Source organism: Desulfotomaculum sp. 1211_IL3151 (assembly GCF_036763075.1).
In the GTDB taxonomy this organism is placed as follows: Bacteria; Bacillota; Desulfotomaculia; order Desulfotomaculales; family Desulfotomaculaceae; genus Desulfotomaculum.
The window spans coordinates 1-15146 of the sequence record NZ_JBAIYV010000039.1; the positions used below are offsets into that span (position 1 = coordinate 1).

A 15146-nucleotide genomic window follows, 5' to 3' on the forward strand; every position below is an offset into this window, starting at 1 on the left:
TCCCATGGAGACAACATGGTAGATAGGCCGGGAGTGTAAGAGCAGCAATGTTTTCAGCTGACCGGTACTAATCGATCGAGTTCTTGACCAAAGCAGAAGACGCAATACGAAGTAGCTGTTTAGTTTTGAGAGAACAGATAAGATTATATAATAGCATATAAGTTTCTGGTGGCGATACCGGAGGGGGTACACCTGTTCCCATCCCGAACACAGCAGTTAAGCCCTTCAGGGCCGATGGTACTTGGAGCTCACGCTCCTGGGAGAGTAGGTCGTTGCCAGAGTATTTTTAAAACCCTACAGTTGCAATAACTGTAGGGTTTTCTTATGTGCAGAAAGTGGCAGGGGGGATGTTTTGTTTGCCATATCCTTACCACCCCAAAATAATCCCTCGTTGGGAACGATTTACCAGGCCTTTACATAGTTTAAAATGGGGTCTGTGATCTGCTGAAAATAATAAGAAAAAGGGGTGGTAACAGTAGAAAACAACAATGACATGCGACGGAGAGCGGACGACGGGCTGGAGCAAGACCAAAAGGCAATCATTGAAAGATTTATCCGGGAAGGAGACATCGTCTTAGATACCTCTTTAAAGATAGAAGATTGGGGAGAATACATCCTGCAAAGAATTGCCGATGTTCAGCTTCACCGACTTGACGAAGAGAATATGTCCCTGGATGATTATTGCCGGGCCAAGGAAATTTACAGAGTAAACTTCTTAAGAGTGGATGAAAGGGATCAGGAGTTTAACGTTTTATTAGGCGCTCATCAATTAATAATGAAGGAAAATATTGATTATATACAGTTCAGATTTACAGATACGTCCCCAAACAGTGGAGCAAAATTGCTTCAATTACTGGAAGATTTGCAAAGACATCATTACCAAATTTTCCTGATTCAGAATCATGCTGCCTTGCGTATTGAAAAGATAGTCCCTTCCTTGTCGCAATTTCATAACCGTTATTTTTTAGTGGTTAACGGCAGACTTAAAAGGCATGTATTAGGTGGCCCGGCAGAGATGTTTGATTTAAATGTGTTATGCAGGGAGCATGGTATTAAACCTAAGGGTGTTATTCATATTGGTGCCCATGAAGGAAAAGAGTTGGCAAACTACTTAAAAATGGGCTATCAAAAAATTCTATTTATTGAGGCAAACCCCGAGGTCTATCAAAGGTTGTTGGACCATATCCAGGGCAGAGATAATGTATTGGCTGTTAATGTAGCGATTAGTGATTACGATGGGATGATTGAGCTTCATGTCACTAATTTTGATCAAAGCAGTTCGATCTTGCCTTTAAAAGAACATAAAGATATTTACCCTGGTATCCAAGAAGCATATCAAACGAAAGTCCCCTGTCGAACCCTCGATCAACTGCTTAGAGATTTGGAACTGCCACCAGAGGATTATAACCTTCTCAATATAGACATCCAGGGAGCGGAGTTGAAAGCTTTGCAAGGAGCAACTCAAGTGCTTAAAAATATTGACGGCATTAACACAGAAGTTAACTTTGCGGAGCTCTATGAAGGCTGTGCCCTCATTCACGAAATAGATGAATTTCTTGAGAAACAGGGGTTCCAACGTGTTGAAACCACCTGTCCATTTCATCCCTCCTGGGGAGATGCCTTCTATATACGAAAGAAGTAGTTTATTTCCCGTGATGCTGTATGGATGGTGCCGGTTGTTGAATTAATAATTTGTCCGGCAAGTGTCATGGGACTGTTAAAATCTGTTCAGCTTTTAGAGACTAATTAGCTAAACGTTAGGCATAAGAAACCCCGCAGTTGTAATGACTGTGGGGTTTCTTATGCCTAACGTTACCAAAAGGCTATTGGCTTTCTATAGCAGAGGATAAAAAGGTAGTTTCCAATGAATTTGACAAAGCTACCTTCGTAGGAATTCCTAGGAGATAAAACCGATGCTGTTCCCTTCTTACCAATCCCTAAAAAAAACATGACAAAATTTCTCTTTTCCTTTATCTATATTGACTTAAATAAAAGGGGTATATATTCTACTTGTTAACAAGGTAATTCTGCCTTATTAAATAAGTTATTGTAAGGGCTTTGGGTATTTTTATGTGAAAAGGTGACTATTTAAATGAAAAAATATTTGGAAGGTTATGCTTTAGAATACAGTAATTATCATCTGCAACAGGAACTTAAAAAGAAAGATGAATTATTAGAAGTATTCTTTCAGCAATCACTGGGCGGCTTTTTTTTATGATGCTGGAAGAGCCGGTTTTTTGGCATGACGATGTGGACAAAGAAAAGGTTATGGATTATGTATTTGCCCATCAAAGGATAACCAAGGTAAATGATGCTATGCTTTTACAGTATGGCCTTTCCCACGAAGAATTTATCGGACTCACCCCCAAAGACTTTTTTTCTAATGATCTTGCCTATGGAAAAAAGGTTTGGACAGAGTTTTTTGATCAAGGCAGGTTTCATGTGAATATGGAAAGAAGGAAAAAAGATGGTTCACCAATGTGGGTCGAGGGAGACTATTTCTGTCTCTACGATGACCAGGGCAGAATTGTCGGACATTTTGGTATTCAACGGGAACTTACGGAAAGAAAAAGATTGGAAAGGGAATTAGAGGAGACCCATATTAAGCTAAAAACTGTGCTGGATAATTCTGATTCCGGGATGATCTTTGAAGACAAAAATCGCACAATCGTTTATTGTAACAAAACCTTTTGTAAAATGTTTAATCTCCCGTCGCCGGATCTTTGGATCGGTAAACAGTGTGAAGTGTTAATGGAAAAGGCAAAACTACTATTCGCCGATCCCGAGGGATTTGTTAACAATATATTGGCTATTATTAACAACCCAAGGATTGTCAAAAATGAAGAATTACACCTAGCAGATGGCAGAATATTGGAACGAAGTTTTGTCCCCATTAAGGAGAATGATTTAATCATTGGTTACCTCCGGGAATATAAAGACCTTACTGACAGGAAGAGTTTAGAAAAAAACCTGATGGAAAAAACCGCCTTGCTGTCGAGTTTATTTAATTCCATTCCTGATCCAATCTTTTATAAGGATACCAAGGGTATTTTTCTTGGTTGTAATGCACCCTTTGCAGTTTTAGCCCAAGGAAATGTTGATGAAATTGTAGGAACTACCGATCACCAGGTGTTACCAAAAGAGGTGGCAGATGTGTGTGTGGCCGGCGATCGGGCTGTACTGACCCAAGTTAAACCCAGACGAACGGAAGAATGGATTCCCTACCCAGGCCGGGGAAAAGCATTGTTTGATACTTTACGGGTCCCCCTGCTGGATACGGACGGCAATGTTACAGGGGTATTGGGTGTATGCCGGGATATTACCGAACGTAAAAGATTAGAAACAAAGTTTGAGAAATTATCAGAGACCCAGTCTATCTTGCTGGACAATATCGATATTCAAGTATGGTATTTAAAAGATATAAATACCTATGGGGCAGTTAATAAAGCCCATGCTGATTTTTTTGGCCTCAAAAAACACCAGTTGGAGAATAAAAACGTCGATGAATTCTTGTCTAAGAAAGAGGCTGAGGTTTGTGCAATGGGTAACAAACGAGTTTTTCAAACGAAAAGGCAAGTTCACACAGAGGAATGGTTAAAAAATGCCAACGGTGAACATCGGCTTATTTCTATTGTGAAAACCCCAAAATTAACTGCCAACAACGAGGTGGAATATGTAATCTGTTGCGGTCAAGACATAACCGAACGTAAAAGGGATGAGTTACAGTTAAAATATCTTAGCCTGCATGATCAACTGACTGGTTTATATAATCGCAACTTCTTTGAGGAGGAAATGAAAAGGCTTCAAGGGGGGAGGGATTACCCCATTACTGTAATGATTTGTGATGTTGATGGTTTAAAAATAATTAATGACACCATGGGTCACGAGCAGGGTGATAAAATGCTAAAGATCTGTGCCAAATTATTAAGCCAAGCCCTGCGCCAGTCAGATGTTATTTCCCGCACCGGGGGAGACGAATTTACTGCCCTACTAGCAAAGGCAGATCAGACCATCGGTGAAAGGATAGCGAAAAGAATTAAACAGCAGGTTGAGCAATATAATAAAACCCATCAAGATTTGCCCTTAAGCATTTCTATCGGTGTAGCCACAGCAACTAACCAGAAAAAATCCTTAAAAGAAGCCCTAAAAACAGCAGATGAACTGATGTACCAGGAAAAATTAATCCAAAAGAAAAGCAGCCGCAGTCAAATTATCGATTCTTTAATGGCGACCTTAGCAGAAAAGGATTATATTACCGAAGGACATTCCCAAAGGTTAGCAAACTATTCTACGAAAATGGGAAAAAAACTCAACCTAACAGCCAATGCCATCACGAACTTGAATCTTTTGTCTCAGGTGCATGATTTAGGTAAGGTAGGAATTCCGGATGCTATTTTATTTAAAGAAGGCCCTTTAACCCAAGAAGAATGGTCAGTGATGAGACAGCACTGTGAAAAGGGCTACCGAATTGCATTGGTATCTCCAGATTTGGCTGGAATTGCTGATTTAATTTTGAAGCACCATGAAAAATGGGACGGTACAGGATATCCCATAGGAATTAAAGGTACAGATATTCCGATCGAATGCAGAATTTTAGCCATCGTGGATGCCTTTGATGCCATGACCAGCGATAGACCCTATCGAAGGGCTAAAAGTATAAAGGAAGCAATTTTAGAACTAAAAGAATGCTCCGGCACACAGTTTGATCCCCAATTAGTGGAGTTATTTTACAAAACCGTGTCGGTTGTTAAATAAGCTGGCTTTCGTGACGTAAGCTCCGCAGCTTGGTACTACGGCGGAGTTGGCACAGCCGCTGAATACGGTATAGTAAACGGATGTGGGAACGGCATAATGACAAAAAACAAGGACATAGGATTTAGGTCTTGCAGCTATTAAAAATGTCATGTATTTTATAAGCAAATGCAAATGAAGGGAGAGAAGATAATTTGCTGGCATCGGTTTTAATTTCCCTGGGGTTTTTACTTTTGCTTGGTTTAATCATGATAAAAGGCTCCTATGAAAGGCTGAATAATCAAGATAGGCCTGAACTTTATCAAATACCAACAGTAAAGCAAGTGCTAAAGTTGTCATTATTTCTTTTCGTGGCCTATGCAGGATTTTTCATCTTCTATAACTGGAAACTGTTTTTGATTTTACTGGTAGTTGGAATTCTTACAGCCAGGTTTACTACTGTGATTTTTTGGGATATTTTGTTTAGCACCATTTTTGGGAACAGAACAAGTCAGCGGCTTCAAAAAAGAAAACCTTACCGGAGTAAGAGGTAATTAATTTAATAGACACGGGTAGACCCAGTGTTGTCACCTTCCAGAGTTAAGCCCTTCAAAAGAGGTCCTCGCCAGAGTAATATTAAAACCCGTTGTCCATGTGACAGCGGGTTTGTGTGTTAATTTGCTAATTGGTAATGTTAACATGCTTAAGTTCTTTTACATAATCTTCGTAGACATAAACCTGCATTGTTTTGTTGTCTTTCATAAATTTAAAAATACCATTGTTGAAATCAGTGCCTACTTCCTTGAAGAAGATACCTTCGTAAACTACTTCTTGGGTATGAACAAAGCTTAAATCGTAGCCCTCCCCTTTTTTAATTAAGTAGGCACGAACGCCATTTTCATAGGTATCTTTTTGGCTCCTGATGGTGCGTGCTAAAGAGATAACATGAAGATCGATAAAAGGAATCTCCCGTAATAAGGAATTGATAAGGGACCCCTTGGTGATTTGTTCCCAGCGGCTTTGGACTGTTTGACCAAGGACGATCTGGGTAATTTGTTTTTCGCGGGCTACCTCGGCAATTACTTTGGACACAGGTCGTTTTTCATTATCTTTAATAATAAATTCTTCCACACCGTTTTCTTCCGCCAACTTTTTCCACTTGTTTATATAATCAAATCTCTCGGCATCTAATTCGTCAACGGGCAACGGATCAATGGTTAATATATAAAAGGGGCAATCCAGCATGCTGGCAATTTTAGCCCCACGGTGTATTAGTCGTTGTCCGTTTGGACCATAGTAAACACATACCAGTATTCTTTCATCCATTCTGGCTCTTTGTATCCTCAATACTAAATCACTCCTCTCATTATAAGTTATCTTAAAGAGTCCATTGTCTTAGTTATTTGGCAAGGAGTCATAGAAATAATTGGAATACTTGGGCCATTATATAATAAACAGAAAAAATGATCAATTATGACTGCTCCCAATATAGGCTCTTATTAAGTGGAAACAAAGGAAATTTATGATATACTAAGTAAGCAATCCGTATTATCCTCTAAAACCTCAAAAATTTCTTCTTACATAAAGCTATTCAATTGAGAATATCAAAAAGTAAACACAGGATAGATAAAAAGATTAGTTAAATATTCTGAGGGGTATATTATAAGCACCTGTCAAACGACCTCTAAAATAAAGGGTGCGACAATATTAACACGAAGGAGGTAAATCTTTCTTTTGTTTTATTTTATTCTTTTATTTCCTTTTTTATTTGCTCTAGTAGTTCCATTACTCTATAAGTACATTTCCCGTATTCATACCGGTTGGTTTGTGTTGGTAGTGCCAACGGTTATATTTATATATATGATAAATCTACTCCCCGTTATAGCTGACGGGGATGCAATTGCTAACTCACTTGCCTGGATACCCTCCTTAGGCATAAACTACAGCACCTATGCAGACGGATTAACGTTAATCTTTGGGTTGATCATTTCAGGGATAGGGGCCCTGGTGGTGCTGTATTCCATATACTACATGTCCAAACAACGTGAAGCCCTGCATAACTTTTATGTTTATTTATTGCTATTTATGGGTGCCATGCTGGGGGTCGTTTTTTCCGATAACATTATCGTATTATATATGTTTTGGGAATTAACCAGCGTAGCATCATTTTTATTAATTGCTTACTGGTATCAACGGAAGCAGTCCCGGTACGGAGCACAAAAATCTTTGATTATAACCGTATTTGGCGGATTAGCTCTCCTGGCAGGGTTGCTGCTGCTCTCAATCATCACAAATACCTTTAGTATTCGGGAAATAATTGCAGCCAATGAAAGCATAGTGGGTCATGAATTATTTTTGCCTGCAATGTTATTAATCCTGCTTGGGGCTTTTACCAAGTCGGCTCAATTCCCCTTCCATATATGGCTGCCCGATGCAATGGAAGCCCCTACCCCCATTAGTGCATATTTGCATTCGGCCACGATGGTTAAAGCCGGTATATACCTGGTGGCCCGATTCACTCCTGTCTTTGGCGGTGCTATTGAATGGTTCTGGTTAGTAACCGGAACGGGGATAATTACCCTATTATGGGGTTCTTTTTCAGCAATCAGGCAAAACGATTTAAAGGCATTGCTTGCTTTTTCTACAATCAGCCAATTAGGAATGATTATGTGTTTGCTGGGCATCGGTTCTATCACTTCATACTCCGCCATCCCGATGGTGGCCGCTTTGTTTCACTTAATGAACCATTCTACTTTCAAGGGCTGTCTGTTTATGGTGGTGGGAATTGTGGACCATGAGACCGGAACTCGTGATGTCCGCAGGCTGGGCGGATTAATGAGCATTATGCCAATAACATTTACGTTAACGGTTATTGGCAGTTTCTCAATGGCCGGTCTGCCACCCTTTAATGGTTTTCTTAGCAAAGAAATGTTTTTCACCAGTGTTTTAGGGGCAGCTAAGTTAAATATATTTCACTTGAAAACTTGGGTTGTTCTGTTGCCTATCCTGGCTTGGACTGCCAGTATATTTACCTTTGTATACTGCATGATTTTGGTATTTAAAACATTTGCTGGCAGATATAAACCAATTAAAGCTGAAAAAGAGGTGCACGAAGCGCCCTGGGGTATGCTAATTTCACCCATGATCCTGGCTTCACTGGTAATATTATTTTTCTTCTTTCCTAATATCGTTTCGAAAAATCTGCTTCAACCAGCCACGGCAGCTATCCTGCCCGGCATCCCAGGGGTCGGGATTGAAAGCAATATTAAAATTTGGCATGGGTGGACAACAGAATTATTGATGACCATTGGAGTTGCAGTTTTGGGAGGGCTTTTATTTATCTTCTTACCTAAATGGTCGGGGATCTATGGATATCTGCCGGAAAGGATTAACCTTAATTATATCTATGACCGAGGATTAGTCGGGATGGAAAGGCTATTTGCCAGGATTACGAATGCCTATATGTCGGAAAGTATCCGTGATTACTTGCTTTACATATTTGTATTTTTTGTGGTTACGATAGGCGGTTCCATGGTGGCGTTCGGTAATTTTGCCTATGATCCTTCCAGCAACGGGCCCATCAGTGCCTATGAAATCGTATTGGTCCTGGTGGTGATTTCTGCTGCTGTTTTGGTTTTGCTGACCAAATCCCGCTTAACGGCTATTATTGCTGTGGGAGTTATTGGCTTCGTGGTAGCAATGTTCTTCGTGATTTTAAGAGCACCTGATTTAGCGCTGACACAATTGGTAGTAGAGACTGTGATGATAGCTTTATTCCTGTTATGTTTTTACCATCTGCCGGAATTGGGACAAGAGGCTGAAAAGCCTGGTTTTCCAGTTGTCAAAACGGTTGTTTCCTTAGGGGTGGGCATATTAGTTACAATGATTGCCCTGACAGCCCAAAGCAGCTCCTTGCATAACCCTATATCTGCCTTTTTTGAGAATTCCTACGAATTGGCAGGTGCCAGAAATATGGTAAATGCTATCCTTGTTGATTTCAGGGGTTTTGATACCATGCTTGAAATCCTGGTGCTGACGATTGCCGGCTTGGGTGTCTACACCTTGATAAATTTACGTTTAAACGGGAGGGATAAAGTCTGAAATAGTAAGCTAGAATTACCTGTAAGCAAAAGGGCATAACAAATAAGCCATCTCTTGATTACTTTAAAAAAGATATGGGAGACAAATAAATTAAGACGCCACCATAATACGGTAACCTTGAGATTTCGCTAATAAAATTGCTTGCTCTACCGTAATTTCACGATTTACTGGAAGAGCATCTGATTTTGTATACAACTCAGCATTATAAGGTTCTTTCTTTTTAAGAATATTGTAAATGGCTGTAAGGAGCATTCTTGCAATGGCAATAATTGCCCGTTTATGACCACGACGCTTTTTAAGTCTTAAGTAGCGGTTACGGATTTCTGGATGCTTTTCACTTTTGACTACAGCGGTGGCACACTGTACCAGAAGCGGCTTTATATAACAGCCAGCTCTTGAAATCCTTACTGACTTTTTCTTTCCAGCACTTTCGTTATTCGTAGGTGTAAGCCCTGCCCAGGAACATAGCTGCTTAGCTGTCGGAAACACGTCCATGTTAACACCTATTTCAGAGACCACGGCTATGGCTGAAAAGATGTTCTTAAAGGACGGAACAGTTAAGATCAGATTAATTTCTTCGGTGTAGGGCACGGAAAGGGAAAGGATGATTTTTTCAAGATCAGACTTGCGTGACGTAAGGTTATCGTAGTGCCGCTTTATTACCTTAAGTTTTTCAGCTTGTTCAGGCGTGAGGAAACCATTGATGGCAAGTTCCAATTCAGGAAGCTTGTCCTTCATAGAACTGTGTACGAGGGGTTCTATGTCGAAACTGTTATCCAGAGGACTTTCCAAAAGCCTGTTAATGATGTTCATGGAGCTTTTGCCAAATGTATCAGAAACAACATTTGCGAGTTGAATATTGGATACAGTTAAACAGTTTTGAAGACGGTTTTTTTCGCTTGACATAAAGTTAGTCAGTTTAAAGCGGTAACGCATAAGATCACGAAGCTGCCTGATAGCAAGAGGAGGCATAAAGCTTCCAGCAACAAGGTCATGCTTGAATAGATCAGCAATCCATTTAGCGTCTTTTTTGTCAGTCTTCTTACCACGGATTGCTTTGACATATTTGGGATGTGCCAGAGTGATGTTGCAGGAATCGTCAAGTACATTAAACACGGGAATCCAATACTTTCCGGTGGATTCCATACAAACATCTTTACAGTTGTTTTCACAAAGCCACTGTGACAACTCTTTCAGCCCTTTGGTAAAGGTAGAAAAGCGATGGCGTTTGTAGGTGGTAACCCCTTTGCTGTTAGTAGTGGCAATACAAGCAACAACAAAAGTTTTGTGGACATCAATGCCACAACAAATTTGGTAAACGATTTTTAAAGCCATAGAGAAAAATCCTTTCAAAAAATTATGGGATAGACAGCATTGACTGATTGCCTGGCAATAAACGAGTAATGTTTATACAAAGATAAGTCTGCGTGCTTAAAGTCACACTTATTTGTGCTTGGAAAGGCAATCTACACATATATAAATGCGGTCACTCCAATGTAGGAGCAGCCCACTCACCTCCCCGTGATTTGTAGTTGACTGTTATCCCTATGGCTTAGAATAATAAAAAAGACGCTCGAATCCAACACATTTCATAACGTTTTGTGCCTTGAGCGAAGCGAAAGGAATGGGTATATAAATGAAGCCCAACGATGTAATTTTGCAAACTGTGACCAAAGTAGTTACTTTTATTATCCTTACCTTTGCAATTTATTTGTTTTTTTCAGGTCATCATGAACCGGGCGGCGGATTTATTGGCGGTCTGGTTGTCACTTCTGCTTTAACACTTCTTTACCTTGCCTTTGATATTGAAACTGTTCGGGAGGGGATTCCTGTTGATTTTAAAATTGTTGCTGCAGTGGGGGTTCTTATTGCAGTGGCAACGGGGATGGGGTCCTTGTTATTTGATAAACCTTTTCTAAGCCACGGTTTTGGTTATTTTAACCTGCCCATATTTGGTACTACTGAGCTGGCAACCGCCGTTTTATTTGATTTGGGTGTGGCTATGGCTGTTGTTGGCACAGGGGTTACGATTATTTTAAGTATAAGTAGGGATGCCTGATATGGAGACTTTAATGGCTTTACTAATTGGTGTGCTGTTTGCTGTGGGGGTTTTTTTAGTTTTATCTAAGAACCTTCTAAAAATTATACTGGGAACATCCATCTTAGCTCATGGCACGCATCTTCTGATACTTACCATGGGGGGGTTAAAAAAGGGTATGCCCCCATTATTATTAAAGGGAGAGGATCTATCCTATACAGACCCCTTGCCACAAGCCCTTATTTTAACTGCCATCGTAATTAATTTTGCAGTGACGGCATTTTTACTGGTATTGGTATACCGAATCTACCAGGATCTGGGTGCTGATAACATTGAGCAACTAAGAGGTACTGCGGATGAATAACCTAGTGATTCTGCCGATGATAATTCCGCTTTTAACAGGAATTATCCTGGTAATCTTTCGACGGAATATTCCTTTTCAAAGATGGATCAGCTTATTTGCCATTCTTTCCACCGCAGCGGCTGCCATCTACCTGCTGCAGATGATTTCCCGGTATGGTATTCAAGTATTGGAAATAGGCGGCTGGGAAGCGCCTTACGGGATTGTTTTAGTTGCGGATATGTTTGCGGGATTATTAATACTAACCACCAGTATTGTAAGTGCTGGATGCCTGTTATTTGCTATTGCCACAGTTGATCTAGAGAGGGAGAAATTTTATTTTTACCCTTTCATGCTATTCCTGGTTACCGGGGTGAACGGTTCCTTTTTAACAGGTGACTTATTTAACCTCTTTGTATGTTTTGAAGTGATGCTAATATCTTCTTATGTATTGATTTCCTTCGGGGGAACGAAGGTACAATTTAGGGAATCGATTAAATATGTGCTGATTAATGTTATATCTTCCACCCTATTTCTTTTGGGAATTGGTTACTTATATGCCGTTACAGGAACCTTAAATATGGCCCATCTTTCCGTTCTAATTGCTGAAACAGGGCAAAGTAGCTTGTTAACTACGGTGGCCATATTGTTTTTAGTGGTCTTTAGTCTAAAGTCAGCCCTGTTTCTTTATTTTTGGTTGCCCGGGGCATATAGTGCCCCTCCCACTGCCGTTGCGGCGATATTTGGCGCACTGTTGACTAAAGTGGGAATATATGCCCTTTTTCGCGTATTTACCCTGATCTTTTATCACCATCCAGAGATAACCCATCTGCTGCTTGCGGTGATGGCGGCTTTGACGATGCTTTTGGGAGGAATAGGAGCAGTCTCTCAGTGGGATATCAGAAAGATCATAGCTTATAATGTTATCATTGCGGTTGGCTTTATTGTCTCTGGATTGGCTGTGTTTACATCCACGGCGATGGTTGGGGCCATTTATTATTTAATACATGACATAATTGTTAAAGGGCTTCTTTTCCTGCTGGGCGGTGTCATGATAGGAATTGCCGGCACCAGTAAACTTAAGGAGATGAGCGGACTCATTCGCAATCATCCGCTCCTTGGCTGGATGTTTTTTATTGCTGTTCTGGCCTTGGCCGGGATACCGCCTTTGAGCGGATTTGCGGGCAAAGTTTTAATGACCCGAGGAATATTGGAAGCGGAGTTTTACTGGCTGGCAGCTATCGGTCTATTGTCCAGTCTGATGGTCTTATATTCCGTGATGAAGATTTTTGTCAGTGGATTTTGGGGACCGACTTATTTGCGCAGTGAGCAGGAAAAAGGAACTACTTCGGGTTTGTTGTTTCCCTGTATGTTTCTGACAGCAGTGAGTGTTGGTTTGGGATTAGGGGTTGAAGGTATCCATTATTATGTTGAATATGCAGCAAATGGCTTGATGAATCCGGATATTTACATTAAGGCGGTATTGAAGGGCTCATAGGGATGCTCATTCAGATAAGAGGTGATCAGGTTGCCTGCGCAGGTATTATTAAATTTGTTTATTGCTTTTTTGTGGATGTTTCTCCAGGATGAGTGGAAAGTGTTAACTTTTTTTAGCGGTTATTTGATTGGAATGGCACTGATTTTTTCGATGCGAAGATTTTTTTCCACGGTTTTTTATGCCAAAAGATTGATAGCTGTCGTTAAACTGTTTTTCATATTTATTAAAGAACTGGTACTGTCCAGCATTTTGGTTATAAGACAAATCCTGCGTCCCAGAATAAATATTACACCAGGGATATTCAGGCTTACGACCGAACTAAAAGGGGACTGGGAAATTACTACGTTAACGCTGCTATTGACGTTAACACCGGGTTCTGTGGTGATGGAGGTAGTGCCTGAGGAAAATTTATGCTATATCCATGTTATGGATATACCGGAATCCAGGGATGCTGTGCTGCATGCTACAAAATCCTTTGAAAAGGCAATTATGGAGGTAACGCGGTAATGTTTGAAGGGATACTTCTAACTGCTTTGTTTTTTTTGTCCGTATCCATTTCAGTGGGTTTATACCGGGTTATCAAAGGTCCTTCCCTGCCTGACAGGGTGGTGGCCTTGGATACCATAGGAATCAATATCATTGCAGGAGTAGCTATTTTTTCTATTTTGTTAAATACCAGTGCTTTTTTTGATGTAATACTGTTAATTGGCATTTTATCCTTCATTGGCACCATCTCCTTATCAAAGTTTATTGAGAGGGGGTATATTATTGATTATAAGCGTGATGATTAAAACCGTGGTAGTTGTACTAATCCTTACAGGTACGGCTTTGAGTATATTAAGTGCCTATGGCATGGTGCGTTTACCGGATGTCTATACCCGCACCCATGCCGCTACTAAAAGCACCACCCTGGGGGTTCTCTGCACCCTGACAGGAACATTCCTTTATTTTGGGCTTATTGAGGGTATTGTAAGCATACGCTTACTATTGGGTATCGCCTTTGTATTTATAACAGCCCCGGTGGCCGGTCATTTAATATGCCGGGCCGCATATCGTTCTGGTGTTAAATTAGCGGAGGAGACTTCTAAGGATGATTTGAAAGAAGTGATTCCCCGGGCCGATACATCTCGTTGACCTGGGGCTAAGAAGAAAAAGCAGCTTAATTCGAACAGGGGAATAATATTAGGAAGGGTAAAAAAGGGAATTTCGCAAAAGGGATAACTTTCTGTGCAAAAACTATATTTTCGAGATTTTAACCGATCTTTGAAAAATTCTATATCCTTGGAGTCCAGGAATTACGAGGCTTCGGACGCACCCACCAAAGTCGGTTACAATTATCTCCCGATTATCATGGGACTATTAAAATCGGTTCAGTTTTTAGAGACTAATTAGCTAAAAATAATTATAAGAAACCCCACAGTTCTAATGACTGTGGTTTTTTTATGCCTAACTTTACCAAAAGGCTATTGACTTTCTGTAAAAGCAATTTTATGATAAAAATGAATCATCATTCATTTTTTGATATTGGGAGGTGGCGAGTTGGTAGGAATATGGTTTCTGGCCCTTAGGCCGTGGTCCTTTACAGCTGCGGCTGTTCCAGTAACATTGGGTACAGTGGTGGCACTACAGCAGGGGTATTTTAATGTTTTATTATTTATTCTTACTTTAATAGGGGGCATTTTATTGCAAGCGGGAACAAATCTAACCAATACATATGGAGATTATATTTCCGGTGTTGATACTCCTGAATCCGCTGTGACTTGCCCTCAGTTAGTAAACAACATTTTAAATCCAAAACAAATGAAAATAGCAGGGATTTACGCTTTTCTATTGGCAGCAATCATTGGCAGCTATTTTGTTTATCTGAGAGGGTGGCCAATTTTTGTATTAGGGAGTATAGGGATTATTTTTGGTTACACCTATACCTTGGGACCAAGACCATACAAATATCTAGGCTTGGGATCAATTTTGGTTTTCTTTCTGATGGGGCCTCTTATGGTCATAGGATCTTACTATGTTCAAACAGGTTTTTTTAACTGGTCAGCCCTTTGGGTTTCTTTGCCGATTGGTTTTCTAGTATCCTCTATTCTCCATGCAAATGATTTGCGGGATGTTAACCATGACTTTATGGCAGGGATTAATACCTTAGCGATATCACTAGGCTGCAATAAGGGCTTCGCATGGCATTATTTGTTGAATATAAGTGCGTTTTTGTCATTGGTTATTTTGCTGGGGATTGGAAAAATACCTTGGTCAGCTTTACTGCCTATTTTTTTAATTCCGGAATTAATTAAAATCATTAAAAAAACTCGGGCTTCTTGGCATGGCGATAGGGAGTGCTTAGTTATGTTAGAAGTAAGTGCGGCTAAATTTCATATGCAGTTTGGCTTGCTGTTTATTGGTGGTTTTTTGCTGGATTTTATAATTTAGGGGGGCTA

13 protein-coding genes, 2 rRNA genes and 1 pseudogene are annotated in these 15146 nt (G+C 40.3%); 14 read left to right on the forward strand and 2 right to left on the reverse strand.

All coding sequences use genetic code 11. The features are described from left to right. The 6 genes and pseudogenes from V6C11_RS09970 to V6C11_RS18705 all read left to right on the forward strand — a co-directional run. Positions 1-91 (forward strand): 23S ribosomal RNA (locus V6C11_RS09970); the annotation flags it as partial. Positions 92-164: 73 nt separating this feature from the next. Then, positions 165-281, forward strand: a 5S ribosomal RNA gene (gene rrf / locus V6C11_RS09975). Positions 282-466: 185 nt separating this feature from the next. Then, positions 467-1642 (forward strand): FkbM family methyltransferase, encoded by a 1176-nt coding sequence (locus tag V6C11_RS09980; protein ID WP_333531013.1) that lies wholly within the window; start codon positions 467-469, stop codon positions 1640-1642. A 450-nt stretch (positions 1643-2092) separates the two neighbouring features. Then, complete coding sequence (locus V6C11_RS09985) at positions 2093-2218, forward strand: hypothetical protein (RefSeq protein WP_333531014.1); 126 nt, start codon at positions 2093-2095, stop codon at positions 2216-2218. Continuing rightward, positions 2215-4755 carry a sensor domain-containing diguanylate cyclase/phosphohydrolase gene (locus tag V6C11_RS09990; protein WP_333531015.1) on the forward strand — a complete coding sequence of 847 codons (2541 nt, stop codon included), beginning with the start codon at positions 2215-2217 and terminating at the stop codon, positions 4753-4755. Before V6C11_RS09985 ends, V6C11_RS09990 begins: the two co-directional genes overlap by 4 nt. 18 nt (positions 4756-4773) lie before the next feature. Beyond that, positions 4774-4896: pseudogene (locus V6C11_RS18705) on the forward strand (hypothetical protein); the annotation flags it as partial. Between the two features lie 516 nt (positions 4897-5412). On the opposite strand, the gene V6C11_RS09995 reads toward V6C11_RS18705, so the two are convergent. Next, positions 5413-6078, reverse strand: a complete 666-nt coding sequence (locus V6C11_RS09995; RefSeq protein ID WP_333531016.1) for a universal stress protein — start codon at positions 6076-6078, stop codon at positions 5413-5415. Positions 6079-6465: 387 nt separating this feature from the next. On the opposite strand from V6C11_RS09995, the gene V6C11_RS10000 reads away from it, so the two are divergent. Then, positions 6466-8832, forward strand: coding sequence for a Na+/H+ antiporter subunit A (locus V6C11_RS10000; RefSeq protein WP_333531017.1), 2367 nt, complete (start codon positions 6466-6468; stop codon positions 8830-8832). Positions 8833-8922: 90 nt separating this feature from the next. Here the strand turns inward: V6C11_RS10000 and V6C11_RS10005 are convergent, their stop codons facing one another. Beyond that, on the reverse strand, positions 8923-10167 hold the full coding sequence (locus V6C11_RS10005; protein ID WP_333531018.1) for an IS110 family transposase: 1245 nt from the start codon (positions 10165-10167) through the stop codon (positions 8923-8925). A 301-nt stretch (positions 10168-10468) separates the two neighbouring features. Here V6C11_RS10005 and V6C11_RS10010 point away from each other — a divergent pair, with 301 nt between their 5' ends. The 7 genes from V6C11_RS10010 (at position 10469) to menA (ending at position 15138) form a co-directional block, all read left to right on the forward strand. After that, the gene (locus tag V6C11_RS10010) at positions 10469-10891 is read left to right on the forward strand and encodes a Na(+)/H(+) antiporter subunit B (RefSeq protein ID WP_333531019.1); all 423 of its coding nucleotides are present in this window, start codon (positions 10469-10471) and stop codon (positions 10889-10891) included. A 1-nt stretch (position 10892) separates the two neighbouring features. Further along, positions 10893-11234 (forward strand): Na(+)/H(+) antiporter subunit C, encoded by a 342-nt coding sequence (locus tag V6C11_RS10015; RefSeq protein ID WP_333531020.1) that lies wholly within the window; start codon positions 10893-10895, stop codon positions 11232-11234. After that, positions 11227-12708, forward strand: a complete 1482-nt coding sequence (locus tag V6C11_RS10020) for a Na+/H+ antiporter subunit D (protein ID WP_333531021.1) — start codon at positions 11227-11229, stop codon at positions 12706-12708. The genes V6C11_RS10015 and V6C11_RS10020 overlap by 8 nt, the downstream gene beginning before the upstream one ends. Before the next feature lie 21 nt (positions 12709-12729). Beyond that, complete coding sequence (locus V6C11_RS10025; RefSeq protein ID WP_333531022.1) at positions 12730-13215, forward strand: Na+/H+ antiporter subunit E; 486 nt, start codon at positions 12730-12732, stop codon at positions 13213-13215. Continuing rightward, entirely contained in the window at positions 13215-13499 is a 285-nt protein-coding gene (locus V6C11_RS10030; protein ID WP_333531023.1) for a Na(+)/H(+) antiporter subunit F1, read from the forward strand. Before V6C11_RS10025 ends, V6C11_RS10030 begins: the two co-directional genes overlap by 1 nt. Beyond that, a complete protein-coding gene (gene mnhG / locus V6C11_RS10035; protein ID WP_333531024.1) occupies positions 13477-13842 on the forward strand; it encodes a monovalent cation/H(+) antiporter subunit G in 366 nt (121 codons plus the stop codon). Before V6C11_RS10030 ends, mnhG begins: the two co-directional genes overlap by 23 nt. A gap of 405 nt (positions 13843-14247) precedes the next feature. Next, positions 14248-15138: a 1,4-dihydroxy-2-naphthoate octaprenyltransferase gene (gene menA / locus V6C11_RS10040; protein WP_333531025.1), complete on the forward strand. Its 891-nt coding sequence runs from the start codon at positions 14248-14250 to the stop codon at positions 15136-15138. Positions 15139-15146: the final 8 nt, after the last annotated feature.